Annotated in this window: 19 protein-coding genes and 1 pseudogene; 5 read left to right on the top strand and 15 right to left on the bottom strand. The window is 61.2% G+C overall.

The annotated features are described in order from the left end of the window. Positions 1-15: 15 nt before the first annotated feature. The 8 genes from J2R76_RS40420 to J2R76_RS40385 form a co-directional block, all read right to left on the bottom strand. The gene (locus tag J2R76_RS40420) at positions 16-720 is read right to left on the bottom strand and encodes an ABC transporter ATP-binding protein (RefSeq protein WP_076834046.1); all 705 of its coding nucleotides are present in this window, start codon (positions 718-720) and stop codon (positions 16-18) included. Positions 721-723: 3 nt separating this feature from the next. Further along, the gene (locus J2R76_RS40415; protein WP_092082954.1) at positions 724-1,494 is read right to left on the bottom strand and encodes an ABC transporter ATP-binding protein; all 771 of its coding nucleotides are present in this window, start codon (positions 1,492-1,494) and stop codon (positions 724-726) included. Further along, entirely contained in the window at positions 1,491-2,477 is a 987-nt protein-coding gene (locus J2R76_RS40410) for a branched-chain amino acid ABC transporter permease (RefSeq protein WP_076834050.1), read from the bottom strand. The genes J2R76_RS40415 and J2R76_RS40410 overlap by 4 nt, the downstream gene beginning before the upstream one ends. Before the next feature lie 9 nt (positions 2,478-2,486). Continuing rightward, on the bottom strand, positions 2,487-3,371 hold the full coding sequence (locus tag J2R76_RS40405) for a branched-chain amino acid ABC transporter permease (protein WP_076834052.1): 885 nt from the start codon (positions 3,369-3,371) through the stop codon (positions 2,487-2,489). A gap of 52 nt (positions 3,372-3,423) precedes the next feature. Further along, positions 3,424-4,677 carry an ABC transporter substrate-binding protein gene (locus tag J2R76_RS40400; RefSeq protein WP_253625960.1) on the bottom strand — a complete coding sequence of 418 codons (1,254 nt, stop codon included), beginning with the start codon at positions 4,675-4,677 and terminating at the stop codon, positions 3,424-3,426. 68 nt (positions 4,678-4,745) lie between these two features. Next, positions 4,746-7,136, bottom strand: coding sequence for a xanthine dehydrogenase family protein molybdopterin-binding subunit (locus tag J2R76_RS40395; RefSeq protein WP_076834056.1), 2,391 nt, complete (start codon positions 7,134-7,136; stop codon positions 4,746-4,748). Further along, complete coding sequence (locus J2R76_RS40390) at positions 7,133-7,618, bottom strand: (2Fe-2S)-binding protein (protein ID WP_076834058.1); 486 nt, start codon at positions 7,616-7,618, stop codon at positions 7,133-7,135. Before J2R76_RS40390 ends, J2R76_RS40395 begins: the two co-directional genes overlap by 4 nt. Next, positions 7,615-8,496: a xanthine dehydrogenase family protein subunit M gene (locus tag J2R76_RS40385; protein ID WP_141342848.1), complete on the bottom strand. Its 882-nt coding sequence runs from the start codon at positions 8,494-8,496 to the stop codon at positions 7,615-7,617. Before J2R76_RS40385 ends, J2R76_RS40390 begins: the two co-directional genes overlap by 4 nt. Before the next feature lie 170 nt (positions 8,497-8,666). On the opposite strand from J2R76_RS40385, the gene J2R76_RS40380 reads away from it, so the two are divergent. Together J2R76_RS40380 and J2R76_RS40375 are read left to right on the top strand one after the other, a co-directional pair. Next, on the top strand, positions 8,667-9,764 hold the full coding sequence (locus J2R76_RS40380) for an LLM class flavin-dependent oxidoreductase (protein ID WP_076834068.1): 1,098 nt from the start codon (positions 8,667-8,669) through the stop codon (positions 9,762-9,764). Positions 9,765-9,776: 12 nt separating this feature from the next. Continuing rightward, entirely contained in the window at positions 9,777-10,652 is an 876-nt protein-coding gene (locus J2R76_RS40375) for a polysaccharide deacetylase family protein (protein WP_253625959.1), read from the top strand. Positions 10,653-10,658: 6 nt separating this feature from the next. On the opposite strand, the gene J2R76_RS40370 is transcribed toward J2R76_RS40375, so the two are convergent. The 4 genes and pseudogenes from J2R76_RS40370 to J2R76_RS40355 all read right to left on the bottom strand — a co-directional run. Beyond that, a complete protein-coding gene (locus J2R76_RS40370) occupies positions 10,659-11,345 on the bottom strand; it encodes a TetR/AcrR family transcriptional regulator (protein WP_253589734.1) in 687 nt (228 codons plus the stop codon). Next, positions 11,342-11,896, bottom strand: coding sequence for a flavin reductase family protein (locus J2R76_RS40365; protein WP_076834073.1), 555 nt, complete (start codon positions 11,894-11,896; stop codon positions 11,342-11,344). The genes J2R76_RS40370 and J2R76_RS40365 overlap by 4 nt, the downstream gene beginning before the upstream one ends. 10 nt (positions 11,897-11,906) lie before the next feature. Further along, positions 11,907-13,082, bottom strand: a complete 1,176-nt coding sequence (locus J2R76_RS40360; protein ID WP_375162655.1) for an acyl-CoA dehydrogenase family protein — start codon at positions 13,080-13,082, stop codon at positions 11,907-11,909. Positions 13,083-13,489: 407 nt separating this feature from the next. Further along, a pseudogene (locus tag J2R76_RS40355) lies at positions 13,490-13,585 on the bottom strand (GNAT family N-acetyltransferase); the annotation flags it as partial. 845 nt (positions 13,586-14,430) lie between these two features. On the opposite strand from J2R76_RS40355, the gene J2R76_RS40350 reads away from it, so the two are divergent. Then, complete coding sequence (locus J2R76_RS40350; protein WP_253626143.1) at positions 14,431-14,616, top strand: hypothetical protein; 186 nt, start codon at positions 14,431-14,433, stop codon at positions 14,614-14,616. 100 nt (positions 14,617-14,716) lie between these two features. Here the strand turns inward: J2R76_RS40350 and J2R76_RS40345 are convergent, their stop codons facing one another. Next, a complete protein-coding gene (locus J2R76_RS40345) occupies positions 14,717-15,019 on the bottom strand; it encodes a hypothetical protein (RefSeq protein ID WP_057020638.1) in 303 nt (100 codons plus the stop codon). Between the two features lie 213 nt (positions 15,020-15,232). Here J2R76_RS40345 and J2R76_RS40340 point away from each other — a divergent pair, with 213 nt between their 5' ends. Continuing rightward, positions 15,233-15,493 carry a hypothetical protein gene (locus tag J2R76_RS40340; protein ID WP_253625958.1) on the top strand — a complete coding sequence of 87 codons (261 nt, stop codon included), beginning with the start codon at positions 15,233-15,235 and terminating at the stop codon, positions 15,491-15,493. A 29-nt stretch (positions 15,494-15,522) separates the two neighbouring features. Here J2R76_RS40340 and J2R76_RS40335 read toward each other — a convergent pair whose 3' ends face one another. Further along, entirely contained in the window at positions 15,523-15,876 is a 354-nt protein-coding gene (locus tag J2R76_RS40335) for a phasin (RefSeq protein WP_016847366.1), read from the bottom strand. Between the two features lie 218 nt (positions 15,877-16,094). On the opposite strand from J2R76_RS40335, the gene J2R76_RS40330 reads away from it, so the two are divergent. Then, the gene (locus J2R76_RS40330; protein ID WP_253589732.1) at positions 16,095-16,280 is read left to right on the top strand and encodes a hypothetical protein; all 186 of its coding nucleotides are present in this window, start codon (positions 16,095-16,097) and stop codon (positions 16,278-16,280) included. A 13-nt stretch (positions 16,281-16,293) separates the two neighbouring features. Here J2R76_RS40330 and J2R76_RS40325 read toward each other — a convergent pair whose 3' ends face one another. Beyond that, entirely contained in the window at positions 16,294-16,497 is a 204-nt protein-coding gene (locus tag J2R76_RS40325) for a hypothetical protein (protein WP_253589731.1), read from the bottom strand. Between the last annotated feature and the right edge of the window lie 78 nt (positions 16,498-16,575).

Below are 16,575 nucleotides of genomic sequence, written 5' to 3'. Positions count from 1 at the left end.
GACCGGAAAGCCCGCTCACACCGAACAATATCGCTCCTTGATCTCGTCGTCGGCCAGCAGGGCCTGCGCCGAGGCCTGGTGCACCACTGCCCCCTGATCAAGGACGTAGGCACGATCGGCGATGCCAAGCGCGAGCTCGACATTCTGCTCAACCAGCAGCACCGTCGTTCCCTGTGCCTTCATGTTGCGGAATAGCTCGAACATCTCGTCGACCAGGACCGGCATGATGCCCTCCGAAGGCTCATCCAGCATGATCAGGTCGGGCTTTGCGATCATCGCCCGCGCGATCGCCAGCATCTGCTGCTCGCCGCCGGACATCGTGACCGCCTCCTGGTCCATGCGCTCGGCCAGCCGTGGGAATATCATCGCGATCTCGTCGATCAGCTCGGCTTCCCGCTTCTTCGCCGGCGACGCTACCAGCCCGAGCCGCAAATTTTCCCGGACCGACAATCCCTGCACAATCCGCCGCTCTTCGGGAACATAGGCAAGTCCCAGCGCGAAGCGCACATGCGCCGGCCGGCTCAGCAGCTCCTTGCCCTTGAAGGTGACCGAGCCGCGCGCTCGTCCCATCAACCCCATGATCGATTTCAGCGTCGTCGTCTTGCCGGCTCCATTGCGACCGATAAGGCAGACGATCTCGCCTTTGGTCACCTCGAGAGTGATGTCCTGCAGCGCGTGACTTGCGCCGTACCAGGCATTGAGCTTGCTGATCTGCAGCATTCGTCAATGCTCCCGCTGGCCGAGATAGACGCGCTTCACCGCCTCGTTCTGCCGGACTTCCTGCGGCGTTCCTTCGGCGAGAAGTTCTCCGTGATGCAGCACGAGGATGCGATCGCTGATCCCGAGCACAAGCTTCATCTTGTGCTCGACGAGGATGACCGTACGCTCCTTTGCGAGCTTAACGATCAGATCCATCATGGTCCGGGTCTCCTCCGGACTCATGCCGGCCGTCGGCTCGTCCAGCAACAGCAACCGGGGTTGGCTGGCAAGCGCCATGCCGATTTCCAGCGCCCGCTGCTCGCCATGGGCCAGCGTCTTGGCGGCACGTTCGCGAGATTCCCACAATCCGACCAGGGCAAGCAGCTCGTCTGCCCGCTCGACCAGCTCGGTCAGGCGTGCGCGGGGACGCCAGATATCGTATCTCGACACCAGCGCCTGCAGACCGACGCGGATGTTTTCACGCGTCGTGAGCTGCGGAAACACGCTGGTGATCTGAAAGGACTTTGCGATCCCCATATGCGCAAAACGATGCTGCGGCAGGCCGGTGACATCCTTCCCCTCGAATTCAACGCTGCCTTTGGTGGGCGCAAACGCGCCGCACAGCAAATTGAAATAGGTGCTCTTACCGGCCCCGTTCGGACCAATAATGGAGGTGATCGCCCCTCTGGAAAACTCCGCCGAGATATTGTTCAGCGCAACAAACTTCCCGAACGTCTTGCCGACGCCCCTGGTACGCAGAATGATTTCCTCGGTTTGGCGTTCCGCGGCGCTCATCGCCTGCCTCGCGCGATCAGTGTGCCCCAGATGCCGGCGGGGAAGAACAACACGCAGGCAATGAAGATGGCGCCAACGATCAGTTGCCAATGAACCGTCCACACGGAGACCACGTTCTCCAGGACCAGGAAGACGGCGGCACCGATCATCGGCCCGAAGAATGTCCCCATACCGCCCAGGAGAGCAATCATCACGACCAGGCCCGAGGTCTCGTAGTGCAGGATCTCGATCGGAACGATCGACAGATGCAGCGCCTGCAAGGCTCCCGCGAGACCGCAGAAGCCGCCAGACAAAACGAAGGTCAGCAATCGGGTCTTGGTGACGTCATAGCCTGACGCGCGGGCGCGCATCTCATTCTCCCGCACGGCCTCAATGACGGCGCCAAATGGCGAGGCGAGAATGCGCGACATCACGAAAAACGCGGCAATCACAAAAGCCGCGATGACATAGTAACGGATCATCGGATTGATGAAGTCGAGCCGCAAGCCGAACAGATCGATGGTGCGGACATTGATGCCGCGGAGGCCGTTTTCGCCACCGGTCAGGTCAACCGCCTGATAGAACAGGTAGTAGACACATTGCGACAGCGCCATCGTTACCATCGCGAAGTAGATGCCGCGGGTCCTGATCGCGAGCACGCCAATCAACGATGCCATCAACAGGCCGCCGGCGATCCCGGCCGCGATGGCCGCATACCATGGCCAGCCAAAATGCACGATGGCGATGCCACAGAGGTAGGCACCGGTCCCGAACAGCGCGGCATGACCAAACGACAGCAGACCGAGATAACCAAACACGAGGTTGAAGCCGACGGCGTACAATCCATAGATCAGGATGTTCACCGCGAGAGCCGTAAACGGCATCAACAACGGGAAAATCAGGATCACCGCGGCCACGATGCTGGCGCGATGCCGCGTTGCGAATTCGTACCAACTGCCCGTTGTGGCACGAGACTGTTTGACGGATTCGGTGGCTCCGGTCATCCCTGGCTCTCAGCTCATCAATCCGGCGCGGCCGAAGAAGCCTTGAGGACGGACGATCAGGACGATCGCCATCAGGGCGAAGATCGAAACCTTGGCCATCTCGGGCGCAAACAGCGACGTCATGCTGACCACCACACCGACGAGGAGGCCCGCCAGTACGGCGCCACCGATCGAACCCATGCCTCCTACGACCGTAACCACGAAAGCCTCGGCGAGAATCGTGCCGCCCATCTCGGGAATGACGCCTTGAAGCGGGGCAGCCAGCAGCCCGGCAAAGCCCGCAATCGCGGTGCCTATCCCGAACACGATCAACCAGACCCTGGAAACGTCGACCCCGAGGACGCGGACGATTTGCGGATCGCGCGCGCCGGCGCGGATAATGAGTCCGAAGCTGGTCTTCTCCAGAAACAGCCAGAGCGCCAACAAGACAACGGCCGTCGCGCCGATCACGAACAGGCGGTAAAGTGGAAAATATCCGACACCGATGTCGACAGCCCCCTGCAGAAGCTCAGGCGTGTCGAAGGGATAACCGGTCTTGCCGAAGGCAATGCGCACGCATTCGACCATGACGTAGCTCAGCCCGAAGGTCAGCAGCAGCGGATAATCGATGCCGCGGCCGTAAAGCGGCCGGATCAGCACGCGCTCGACGGCAAGGCCGAACAGCCCGATCAGAAGCGGTACCGCCAGCAAGCAGAGCCAGAAATTGCCGCCGATCGAAATCAGGTACAGCCCGACATAGGCGCCGACCATGTAGAACGCGCCATGGGCGAAGTTGACGACGGTCAACATCCCGAAGATCAGCGAGAGGCCGATCGCAAACAGCACGTAGATCGCGCCGAGCGCCAGCCCAGCGAATAGTTGCAGTGCAATCAGATCAAAGCTCAGGCCCGCCATTTGTCCCCCCCTCAGCACGCGCACCGCTCCGCGGTGCGCGCCGGCGCATGGCTCAGCTCTTGTGGCCAAGCGTGTCGCAGGTACGCAGGTTCTTCTCGTTAGGCTCTTCGGTCGATAGAACCTCGAACACATCTGACTCGTTCTTCATGTCCTTGGACTTCGACTTGATCACGAGCACCGATTGCACCGATTGGTGATCGCATTTGCGATAGTATTGCGGCCCCTTGTAGTAGTCGTACTTCAGAGCCTCCAGTGCCGCGACGACCTTGTCGGTCTCCACGCTGCCCGCGCCCCTGACCGCCTCGAGCACCGTCCGAACACCGCCATAGCCTAGCGCACCGTAGTCGGTAGGCAACTTGCCGTCATACATCTTGCGGAACGCGTCGTTGAACGCCTTGGTCGAGGCGAACTTGTCCTCGATGCCCCAGAAGAACGAGCAGCCCCCGACGACGCCTTCGAATGCCTGGGGGCCCGCCGCAACGCGACTGGCATGCGACAGCAGCGGCGCGATGATCTGGATCGATTTCTTGATGCCGAAGTCGGTCGCCTGCTTCAGCGCGATCTGCTGATCGCGGCCGAAATTGCTGATGCATAGAATATCGGGCTTGAGCGCCTGGAGACGCGGCAGCAGGGTCGAGAAATCCGTCGTTCCAAGCGGATGACGGATGTCACCGAGGTTCTCGATGTTGAACTGCTTGCCGACCTCGAGAAAGCCGCGAACCATCTCGTGGCCATAAGCATAGTCCGCCGTGAGAAACGCCACCTTCTTGCCGAATTTGGTGAAGGCGTAGCGCCCGACCGCCCCTGACGTCATGTGCGGGTTCAGCGCTTCGTGGAACGTGTATTTGCTGAAATCTGCCGCCTCGTTGATGGCGTCGGACTGGCTGATCGAATTGAAGATGACGCCGCGTTCCTTGGTGACGTTGTTGATCGCGAGCTGAACCGCCGCGGACAGACTGCCGACGACGAAATTCACCTTCTCCTTCTCGACCAATTCCAGGGTCCGCGTCGCCGCCTCACCAGGATTCAGCTTGTCGTCACGCACGACGAGCTCGGCCTTGCGGCCGTTGAGACCGCCGGCATCATTGAACTGGGTGACAGCAAGCTGACCCGCCCGCACCTGGTCCTGGGCCTCGGCACCGTATGGACCGGTCGATGGAACCGGAAAGCCGATCTTGATGGGCGCTTCCTGGGCCTGAAGCAGATTGATGCGAAAAGGCGAGACGGCGAGAACGGCGCCGGCGCTTGCCGTCGTCAGCAGACGACGCCGTGATATCGATCCAGCTTTGGTGACCTTCTTCGTCATGACTATTCCTCCCCAAGAACTGTCTGCGTTTTTGCTTATGGTATTATCGTTGCCCGGAACGTCTCCACTCAGATCCGTCCCAGGGCGGTCAGGATAACCTGAGGCGTGAGCGGAATCTCGGTAATTGTTGCGCCAAGCGGCCGGAGCGCGTCATTGACCGCGTTGGCAACCGCTGCTGCCGCGCCGGCCGTCCCCGCCTCCCCAGCCCCTTTGGCTCCCAGTTCCGATTCCTGCGTCGGAGACACCACGTGGCCGACCTCGATATCGGGCATCTCGCCGGACATCGGGACCAGATAGTCCGCCATATTGGCATTGGTCAGCTGACCGCGTTCGTCGTAGATGCACTTCTCGAACAGCGCCGCGCCGAGCCCCTGCACGACCCCGCCCCGGATCTGCTCGTCGACCAGTTGCGGGTTGATGATGGTGCCGCAGTCCTCGACAACCCAATGCTTCAGCAGCTTGACGAACCCGCTCTCGGTATCGACCTCGAGCCATGAGGCCTGAACGCCGTTGGTGAACGCAAAGGGATATTGGCGCGGAACGAAATGCCGGGTCGCCATCAATTCGGGCTGGATGCCGGGCGGCAGGGTGTCCGGTCGAAAATAGACGATCCGCGCAAGCTCGTGCAGTTCGATGCGCGGCGCGCCGTCGGCGGCGTTGACGATCGTGTTGTTGACGACATCGAGCTCGGCCGGCGTCGATTGCAGGATGGCGGCGGCAACGTTCAGGATATTCTCTCGCAAGGCCTTGGCTGCCTGCAATGCAGCTTCGCCGCCGATGCCGGCACCGCGCGAGGCCCAGGTGCCACCGCCATAGGGCGTGTGGTCGGTGTCGCCCAGGATGACGCGAACGCGTTCCATCGAAACGCCAAGCACGCTGCCGACGATCTGGGCCGTCAGCGATTCCGACCCTTGCCCCTGTTCGGTGATGCTGGTCTGGCAGATCACCGACCCTTGCGCGTCGAGCCGGACCGCAACGCCATCCTGCGATGAAATTTTCGCGCCGCCCACGCCGTAAAAGGCAGCGCTGGGATTGGTCACCTCGATGAAGCTCGCGATTCCGATGCCTCGATGGACGTTTCTGGCGCGCAAGGCCGCTTGCTCAGCGCGCAACGCGTCGTAATCCATCATCTGAAGCAGCTTGGTCAACGAGGCGTGATGCGAGAGTTGCTCGAACTTCATGCCCGAGGGTGATGCACACGGATAGGCATCGTCGGCGATCAGATTGCGCCGCCGGATTTCGACGGGGTCCATGCCGATCCTCGCGGCCGCCAGATCGACCAGGCCTTCGGTGACCGAACAGGCGATCGGGTGTCCGACCGCCCGGTACTGGCACATTACGTTCTTGTTCTGGAAAACGACGCGCGCCCGCGCCCGATAGTTCGCCGTGGCGTAGGGCCCACCGACCAGATTGACCACCTGATTGGCCTCGATGGCGCTGGTGCGCGGATACATCGAGTACGGGCCGATCCCCGTCAGGTCGTCGATCTCGAAGGCCGTAATCGTACCGTCCGGCCTGACCCCGATCCGTCCCCTGCATCGATGATCGCGGGCGTGGATGTCCGTGTTGAAACTCTCGACGCGGTCCGCCACGAACTTGACTGGCCGACGCAACAGCTTGGACAGCGCGTAGGTCGCCATTTCGTCGGCGTAGATATGGACCTTGATGCCGAACGAGCCGCCGACATCCTTGCAGACCACCCGGACCTGCGCTTCCCCTAACCCAAGATGCAGCGCCGCGATGTTCTGCACCATATGGGGCGCTTGCGTGCCCTGATAGATCGTGAGCCGTGCCTCGGCCGCATTCCAATCGGCAACGACGGCGCGCGGTTCAAGTGTCACGCCGGTGTGGCGCCCGAATACGAAGTCGGCCTCGACGAGTTCGGACCCCGACAATGCATGATCGACGTCGCCGGCGTCGAGCGTCCGCTCAAAGGCAAGATTGTCGCCGAGCGCAGCATGAATGACGGGAGCTGCCGGATCGAGCGCAGCACGCATGTCCGTGACCGCCTCGAGCTCCTCGTAGTCGACTGAAATGTGCTCCATGGCATCTTCAGCTGCAGCACGGCTGGTCGCCACAATCGCTGCAACGGCCTCGCCCTGCCAGCACACGCGGTCGACCGCGATCGCGTGCTGCGGCGCTGACTTCAGTCCCTTCAGGTGCGAGAGCACCCCGACCCACGGCGTGATGACCGCTTCAAGTTCACGACCCGTGACGATGGAAACGACACCGGGCATGCGCCTTGCCGCCTCGGCGTCGATCGCTGCGATTTTGGCGTGGGCATGTGGCGACCGTAGAAAAACCACATGCGCCATCCGCGGCAATTCGAGATCACTGACATATTGGCCCCGCCCCTGCAGCAACCTGTCGAGGTTCGGCCGCGGTACGGTCTTGCCGATGTAGGAATTCGGGCGATCAAGCACCGAAAGCGTGTCTGCTGGCGCCCGCGTCACCGTCATACGCCCCGCTCCGCGCGCGTCTTGGCTGTCGCCTCCACCGCATCCACGATGGCCTGATAGCCTGTGCAGCGGCAATAGTTGCCGGAAAGATGCTCGCGGATTGCTCGACGATCAGGTACGGACACGTGCTTCAGCAGGTCCTGCGCCGTGATCAGCATCCCAGGCGTGCAATAGCCACACTGCAATGCATTGCGTTCGCGAAATGCCGCCTGAAGATCGGCTATTTCACCGCTGTCAGACAGCCCCTCGATTGTCTCAACTGACGCGCCCTGCGCCTGGACCGTCAGCATCAGACAGGAGCGAACGATCTCGCCATCGAGTCGGACCGTGCAGGCACCGCAAACGCCGTGCTCGCACCCAACGTGAGTTCCGGTAAGCTTGAGATTCTCGCGGAGGAAATCAGCAAGATTGAGCCGCGGCAAGACGAAGGCGTCGATGGGTTCGCCATTGACCAGAAGCGAGACCGGTACCGGAGCGTTCACTTGCCGACTCCCGTTTCCAGTTCTGGCCGTGCCAGCAATGCTGCCACGCAGCGCCGGAGCAAGACCGTCGCGAGGTGTCGACGCATGGCCGCGGTCGCCTGCTGGTCCTCCTGTGGATCGAGTTCATCGGCCAATGCGGCCGTCGCCTCTGCGAGCAAGGCGGGAGTTACCGTGGCATCGATCAGTTTGCCGGCGGCCGCCGCGAGCAATGGCCGGTCGCCAACAGCAAAGAAGCCGAGGCGAAGAGCTGAGAACCTGCCGGCCGCAACTACGGCACGGGCGGCGAGACCAACGACAGCGTAGTCGCCATGCCGCCGGGCATATTCCTGAAAGAAAAATGTCGAGCCTTGGCCTGCGACCGGCACCTCGACCGCGACAAGCAACTCGTCGGGCAACAGTGCCGTTTCGTAAATTCCCCTGAAAAACTCCGTCGCAGCAATCCGGCGCTCGCCGGCCGAGCCCCGAACAACGATCGTGGCGTCAAGCGCCACAACACAGGCCGGCAGCTCCGACGCAGGATCGGCGTGAGCGAGGCTGCCGCCGATCGTTCCGCGATTGCGAATTGCGGGATGGGCAACGTGGGCAACGGCATCGCGCAACAGCCGCGCGTGCAGTGCAACCTCCGGCGATCTGAGCAGATCGACGTGCCGGGTCAGCGCGCCAATGACCAGCACGTCTCCCCTCACGGTGATGCCGCGCAACTCGGCGAGGCAGCCGATATCGACCAGAATGTCCGGAGACAGGAGCCGCAGGTTCATCGCCGGCATCAGGCTCTGACCACCCGACAGAACCTTCGCCTTGTCGCCGTGCATGGCGAGCAACTCCAGCGCGTTCACGACGCTGGTCGCGCGGGCGTAGGCGAAAGCCGCAGCTTTCATGTGGGCGTGGCCTCCCGGGCCCAATTTTGGTTTGCCCGATTAGAGGGCCGCCCTCTTCAAAGGTCAAGCTTGTTTATCGAGTGATTATTTGTGCAGCAAGGGCTTGTCTTCGCCTCGGGAAGGCCGCAGGTTCCTTGCCAACTAAAGTTCAAATCGCGGGGAGGCGGATCATGAAGCTCGGTTTCTTTACGATGCCGATCCATCCTCTCGACAAGGATTGGCGGCAATCGCTCCGGGAGGATCGCGAGGCTTTTCTGCTCGCGGACGAGCTCGGCTTCACCGAGGCGTATGTCGGCGAGCACGTCACCGACAAGGCCGAGAACATCACCTCCAGCATTGCCTTCATTGCCTGGCTCGCAGCCGCAACCAAGCAGATCAAGCTTGGAACCGGCACCATCAACATGCCAAACACGCATCCGGCAGCCGTCGCAGCGTCCGTCGCCATGCTCGATCACATGCTTGATGGCCGTTTCATCCTTGGAATCAGCCCCGGTGGATTGCTGTCCGACGCGGAGGTTTTCGGCAATCTCGATGCCGACCGCAATGCCATGTTCCTTGAGGCCATCAACCAGGTTCTTGATATCTGGGCTGGTAAACCGCCCTATGATCTGCAGGGCAAATATTGGAACGTCTCGGTCAAACGGACCCTGATCGAGGACATCGGCCAGGGAATCGTCGCTCGCCCTTTGCAGGCCCCTCACCCGCCAATCGTGGTGACCGCGGTTGCGCCATTTTCAAAGGGCGTCACGGAGGCGGCGGCGCGCGGCTGGGATCCGATCTCGGCAAACTTCCTGATGCCGGACTGGGTGAAGAGCCACTGGCCGAAATATGTCGAGGGTTGTGACCGCGTGAACCGGGCAGCCGAGCCTGCCAATTGGCGTGTCGCCAAGAGCGTGTTCGTGGCAAAGGATGCAGCAACCGCGAAGGCCTATGCCACGTCGCGCGATAGTCCCTACGTGTACTATTATCACCAGCTGTTCACGAAGCTGAAGCGCAGTGGCCGGCTCGAGTTGTTCAAGACGCGACGGGATCAAGCCGACGCCGAGGTCACACTGGAATCGATCTGCGACAAATTGATCATCTACGGCACGCCCGAAAGCGTGGCTGACCAGTTGCTGGCGTTCCAGGAAGAGATTGGCACCTTCGGAACCCTGCTTTACGCCGGCAAGGACTGGAAAGATCGCGAGCTTGGCCGTCAATCGATGATCCTGATGGCCGAGAAGGTCCTGCCGCGGATCAATGCCACCGCTGCCGGATCATCGACGTGAAGGAGGTTCGACATGGCCTTTACTGATCGCATTCCGTACCAGGCGCAGGTCGACCGACCGAAACTGACATTACCTGACGGCAAGAAGCTTGCCGTGTGGGTTATCCTCAATGTCGAGGAATGGCGCATCGACAATGCGATGCCACGCACCGTGCTGAGCCCCCCGATGGGCCAGCCCCTGCTGCCCGACGTGCCGAACTGGTCGTGGCATGAATACGGCATGCGCGCCGGCTTCTGGCGGCAGTTCAAAGCTTTGACCGATCGAAAGATACCGGTGACGCTGGCTGCGAACGCCAATGTTTGCAACAGCTATCCGCGTGTGGCGTCGGCGGCGCGCGAGGCGGGCTTCGAGTTCATGGGACATGGGTTTGTTCAGGGCCCGATGCACAAGGTCGAAAATCAGGCGGACGCAATCAAGCGCGCTGTCGACACGATTGCTGGATTTACCGGCAAGCCGCCGCGATCATGGGAAAGCCCGGGCCTGACCGAAACCGAAGAAACGCTCGATCTCCTGCGCCTCAACGGGATCGAATACGTGGCCGATTGGGTGATTGACGATCTCCCCCAGGACATCGCCACGCCGCACGGCACCGTGACGACGATTCCCTATTCGGTCGAGACCAACGACATTGTCATTCACGCGCTGCAACACCTTCCGTCGGAACAGTTCCTGACGCGCTGCACTGACCAGTTCGATCGGCTGTACCTCGAGGGCGCAGAGAATGCGCGGATCATGGCCATCTCGGTGCATCCCTACATCACGGGCGTGCCGCATCGTATCAAGTACCTGGAGGCCCTGCTCGACTACGTCATCAGCCATGACGGCGTCGCCCTCATGACGGCAAGCGAGATCGGGGATTGGTATCGGGGTCAGATGGCGACAATGTAGCGCGGGTCAGCCGACGACCTTGACCGGCGCCCGTCGACGATCGGTCGCGCTCTCGGCCATCCTCTCAAATCCCGCGAGGAAGATATCCAGCGCATCACTGATCATCTGCGCCTTGTCCTCGAGGACAGGCGCTTCGTAGATGTACTTGCGTACGCCATAATAGAAGATGCCGCCGTGAAATACCCAGGCCAGCTCGAGTTCTGCGGCGCTGGGCCTGCCTTGCGTCGCGAGGCCGGCGTCGTGGCGGCATTCCCGGAGAATGCGCGTCAGGATCTTGTCCTTGACCATGCCTACATACCAGCGATTGATATCGAGGCCCTTCAGGCCGGAGTAGAGATAGATCCGGAGCCATCTTCGATTGAAGATCGCGTCGGTATAGATTTCGTAAAATTCCTGAAGCCGCACGCGGAGCGGACGTGACCGATCCGAGAGCACCTTCTCCCAGCCGATTTCAAGCGGTTCGAGATATACCTTGCGGTAGACCTCCTTGATGAGATCGTCCTTGCTCGGAAAGTAGCGGTAAAGCAGCGGCTGCGTTACGCCGAGCTTGTGAGCAAGGGCGCGCGTGCCGCCGCCAAATCCCTCCTCCGCAAATAGCTCGGTTGCCTTGGTAACGAATTCACTGCGACGATCGACGGCTGATAGTCGCCTCTGCTTGGCACGAACGCGCTTGACGGGCGTCTTTCGATTCATGATGTCTTGTCACCACCCTCAGCCAAAAACCCGCCAAAACCTCCGCGCGCGAACACCAGCGGATTGTTCCGGTTATAGGCGTAGGCTTCCACCGCGCCCAGGAAAATGACGTGATCCCCGCCATAGTAGCGGTTGGCGGCACGGCACTGGAAATTCGCGACCACATCGGCAAGCACGGGAGCATTCCCGAGGCCCGGCGTCCAGCTCACACCCGCGAACTTGTCACCCGACGATCTGGCAAACTGCACCGCCAGCGCCTGTTGCGACGCGTCTAGAACGTTGACCGTAAAATGGCTGGCATTCTGGAAGATCGGCAGTCCCTGCGAAAACATGCCCAGGCTCCACAACACAAGTGGCGGATTGAGCGACACCGATGCAAAGGAATTACAAGTAATTCCATAGGGCCGTCCTTCAGCCGCCATCGCGGTGACTATCGTCACACCTGTTGCGAACGTACCGAGCGCATTGCGGAAATCACGGGGATCGATCGCCGAACTATCGCTTGCGAGCTCACTGGCGGGATCCAGCGGATGTTTGGGCGAGTCGGACATCCGGCTGACCTCAAAGCGTCAGGTTTTCAGACGGCAGCCCCAGAGCCACCCGCCCGTAATTGGTGCCCGCCGCGTCGAAATTGAACGCGAGATGCGAATTCACCGCGTGCGCGTCGCGGAATTGGCGCTGCAACGCTCCCGAGGTAAACAGGCTGCGTGCGCCGCCCGCCGCAAATAGAAGAGACACCGCCTCGGTGCACAAATTGACCGCGAACGCACCGTCGCGCCGAAGCTTCGTCTTCGCTGCAATGCCCGGGATATCGCCACGCCGGACCTGCGCAAGTGCCTCAACGCAGTTCGTGCGCATGATTAGCCGCGCGGCATCGATCTTCGCCGACGCCTCGGCGATCTTGATCTGTGTGCTTTGCAGGTCCCCGATCTTGGCCCGGTTATATGTCGAAGCGCGGTGTCGCGCGATCTCGACATAGTCATCAAGGCAAGCCTGCGCATTTCCCAAACCAACCCCGGACAACACATAGGGAAACAACGAAAAGACTGGAAGCATGTAGAGCGCATTCGGATTGACGATACTGCCCGGCGTCGCACCTCCCGCAAGATCGCTGACGGCAACGGTCATATGCTCGGGAACGAATGCGTCGGTGACCCGCACGTCGTTCGATCCCGTTCCGCGCAAGCCAGCCGCATTCCAGGTGTCGTCGATGCTGTAGTCCCGCCTGTTCAACAGGAATAGCCGATACTCGACACCGTCGGCCTCATCATCCGAGGCGACCACGCTCGCGAGCATGTTCCATCCGCAGGATTCCACCCCGGACGAAAACGGCCAATGACCATTCAGAACATATCCGCCACTTGCCTTCCTCGCACGACCTGCCGGGAAGACAAAGGAAGACGCGATCAGCGCATCCGGATCCTCTCCCCACACCGCGCTCTGCGCTTCGGGCGCGAACATAGCCAGCATCCAGTGGTGACTTGCAAGGTTGGCAAAATTCCAGGAGACCGAGGCGTCTCCCTGCCCGAGCGCATCGGCGCAGTCGACCAGGGCAACATAGTCGAGCTCGCTGCCTCCGACGCGCTTGGGCTGCAGGATCCGGAAAAGGCCGCTGTCAAGCAAATCCCGCTCGGTCTCCGGCGGCAATCTGCGCAGCTCTTCGGTCCGCGATGCCCGTTCGCGCAATGCCGGAACAAGCGCTTTGGCTCGTGCGACCATGACCGAATAACGATCCATATCCGGGCCTGGCTGTACCTTCGTGTCGAGCCCGCGGCCAACCTCAACCATGGTCTCTTCCTTCGTTCGATCTCCAAGACATTTGCGCGCGCGATCGAGCCGTCAACTCAGTTTATCGATCGATCACCAGAGATCAAGGCGCGCAAGCCTGCATTCCGCGAATTCAGCGCTCAGGATCCACGACTGCCGCCGGGCGCCCATTTGAGGAAACGCTTCCAGCGATGCTTCGTTCGCACTGCAGAGGCCCATTCTAGCATCCCCACGCCCAAAATTCGATGCCGGCTACGACCGCGGCTTGCCGAAGGATGTTACCCATGGCCAGAAACGCAAAAAACCCCGATCGCCGAAGCCACCGGCGCTCAACGTCATCGAATTGTTCGCGACAACCCGAACCCACGTCGCAGGATCTAGACGAGCTCCTTCCTCCAATACAGCGTGTGCTGCCATGCCCAGGGCGAGACAGGTTCGAAGAGCCGATATCCTCGCCGGATAAAATCATTGGCCAAGAAGATGTACTCGCTCGGAGCCGTGTCGCAATCCGGATCAGGATCAGGCAACACCGCACGAAAATGCGACCGTGGGAACGTCCGTCTGCTCGCGTTTGGGATGCGGGCGCTCTGAATGAACTGGATAATCTCGGCGCTTATGCAAGCTCCCACAACGCGATGGCAACCAGATCCCGCGAGCGCGAGCGATATCAGATAGGCGGTCATGCAAACCGCGTTGATCGGCCGTCAGCGCGCGATGCGGCCATGGCATGAATGTGCGGCAGATCGCGCAGTGGGCGGCGATCTTTGGGGCGCGAACCTTAGCCCTGACGAGTGGGGCCGCGGGCGGCGCCGGCTTTCGCCGCGCCGCAGGACCGGCGCGTTCGCGCGCACCAGCCAATTCGTTCTCTTTTCAAGGGGGCCGGACGGCGGCGCGTTTGCGACACTCAGGCGACGGGCTGGGAGGATGTGGCGTCGTGACGGTGCGGTCGCCGTCCGATTGGTGAAACGGCAAAGGAAAAGCCCGCCGCGGATTGCTCCGCGCGGGCTCAACTATTTCTGGTTTTCGGATTATGACCCTGAGTTGCCCGACGTGTCAAACCTATTTCGGGCTGAATGCGATCGGTAAAATGCGATGCGTCGGCTTCGATGGTGAGAAACCGCCTTGAGCGAAAGTTTGGGCATAGATTCGGAATCGCAGCGCAGGCCGGTGCCAAGCGCCTATGCTTGCTGCGATGATGTCAGTGTGCCCGACGCGTCAAGCGGACAGCTCACAATATTTGGATCGACATCAATACAGCTTTTGGCTCGCGTCGGTCGAACTGATCCGCGCCGCATTTGATTGCAAGGAGGAAGCGTCGATGTATTTCGTTGCTGCCGTGCTCGCGGTCCTGTCCGGCCTGTTCTACGCCGCGGGCCATCATCAGATCGGCTCTCTCGGCGTCACCATGTGCAAGTATGGCGGCATGTTCTGCGACAGCCCGGTGCTGGTTCTCGTTGGTGCAGGATTTGCAGCAGCGTGGGGCATGCTGGTCAGCATTCGCTGATCATCCCGCGACATTCCGACGATGATTTTGTGCCGCTGATTTGCCCGACGGGTCAATTCCCGCGCCCTGCGTCGGGATGTGATCCCACGAACGCCCGCAGCTATTGCGGCGTGCTCGGGTTTGCCGGATGAGCGGGCTTTGGGCCGGGTGGATCAGGCTCGATCGGTGCCTTGGGCTCGGTCGGTATGACCTTTGCGCCAGCGGCTCGCGCCGCCTCGCCGGTCGTTGAGTAGTTAGCCGAAGCGGCCGGCTGCACGTTCGGCTTGTTCCACGGGCCGTGATCCACGATCAGCATGCCGAGCACGCCGAGGATCGCAACCACGGCCGCCACCAACAGCGGTGTGCCACCATGCCGATTTCGATGCTTGACCGAACCGCCATCTGCAATGCCATGCGCCTGCATTGTCATCATCGTCTCCTCCACGGAAACAAGCCGCGACCCGCGCGTAAGTTTCCGGTTCCCCGACGTGAAAGCGAGGCATGTCGGTGGAACCAATCCACCGCTGCGGAATTTCTCCGATATGTGGCCGCCATCGCCGTGCAAAACGTGCGGATAGCAAAGGCGTTGGTCACCTGACGTCGGTCACCTGGCCTTCAATAAATCGCGGCACGGCACATGAGCTCCGAAACACCCGAGTTCCCGCTTCAACCCACACTCGGTGAACGAGCGATCGACACCGCGACGGACGTCTCGCGTACGATCACGGAGGTGTCGGACGGACTTCGAGCCGCCACCGATCGCCTCAGCGATGCCATCGCGACCTCGCGCCGACCGGGCGGAGCCCTGGCCATCGTGAGTGCGGTCACGCGCGAAGCGCCGCTCGCAAGCCTGTTCGTCGCGTTTCTGCTCGGCGTCGCCGTCGCGCGCCGGCGCTAAAGCGTCGATGGGGCCGCGAACGCCGTGTCCTAGAACTTGCCCTTCGTCGCGTCCTTGGTCGCCGACATCACGCTACCGCTGATCTGGCGCATGTGTTCGCCGGCATTGGTGAACTGGCTGCGCAGGAATTCCGACTGGATCCGCATCGCCTCCTGCAGATCCGTTGCATGCACGAGCTTGCGCGCATGCTCGAACGCCGCCTTCATGTTCTGCTCGGTGAACGACAGCGCCTGTTTGGAGATCTCGGTACCGGCGCCCGGCATCGAAGTCATCGACTTGCTCGCGGCATCAAAGAACAGGCTGAAGGCCTGTTCGGCCTGATCGATGGTCTTTTCCGCGAGATCGCGCAACTCGGCGGGAACTTCAAGCTTCGGCTCAATCATGATCGCGCCCCCTGAAATAAGCGTCTGGTGAGGTTAGCATAGATTGTGACGGCGTCAGCGCCGGATCGCGAGCTATAAAGACCCCACCCGCTCCGGCCGATTGAGGAAAAATTACCTAGCCGCGACCGACAGCCGATTCCAATCATGTCAGCACTGTGGCATAGTGATTCGGCTTCTTCGTCGGTCGCGCTCGCGTCTCTGGGGAATAAGGGGATCCGATGCTGCGCGCCGTTCGTCCGACACCGACCTGCACCCGGTTCAAGACCAGTATAGAAATGCCGTGCATGAGGTGCGGCACGCAAATGCGGCTTGCCTTGATCGAGCCGCGCGACCAAGTCTACGACGTGCTGACCTATCAGTGCACGCCTTGCAATTCCGGTGAAAGCTTCCTGAATGCGCGCTAGGCTGCGCGCCTGTTCAATCGCTCAGCACGGCGGCTCCCGCCTCCGTCAGCCCGGGCTCGTCGTCATGCAGTTCGACGAGACCGAGCTCAGCGAGGATGTGCAGATCCTCGTCGCTGACCGGTGACAATTTGAGCCTGCCGGCCTGAATATCCCGCAAGGTCCAGCGCAAGCCGATCGCGCGCTCGAGTGAAAATTCCGCGAATGGATTATCTGCCATCCGCCTCGACTAGTGCGGCATTTGGATCAGACTTTGTCGTTGCCGCGGCGGCTTCATGGACACCACAGATAGATCGCC

The sequence above is a fragment of the Bradyrhizobium sp. USDA 4532 genome, from assembly GCF_024171315.1.
Taxonomy (GTDB): Bacteria; Pseudomonadota; Alphaproteobacteria; order Rhizobiales; family Xanthobacteraceae; genus Bradyrhizobium; species Bradyrhizobium australafricanum.
This window is presented reverse-complemented; position numbering and strand designations above follow the sequence as displayed.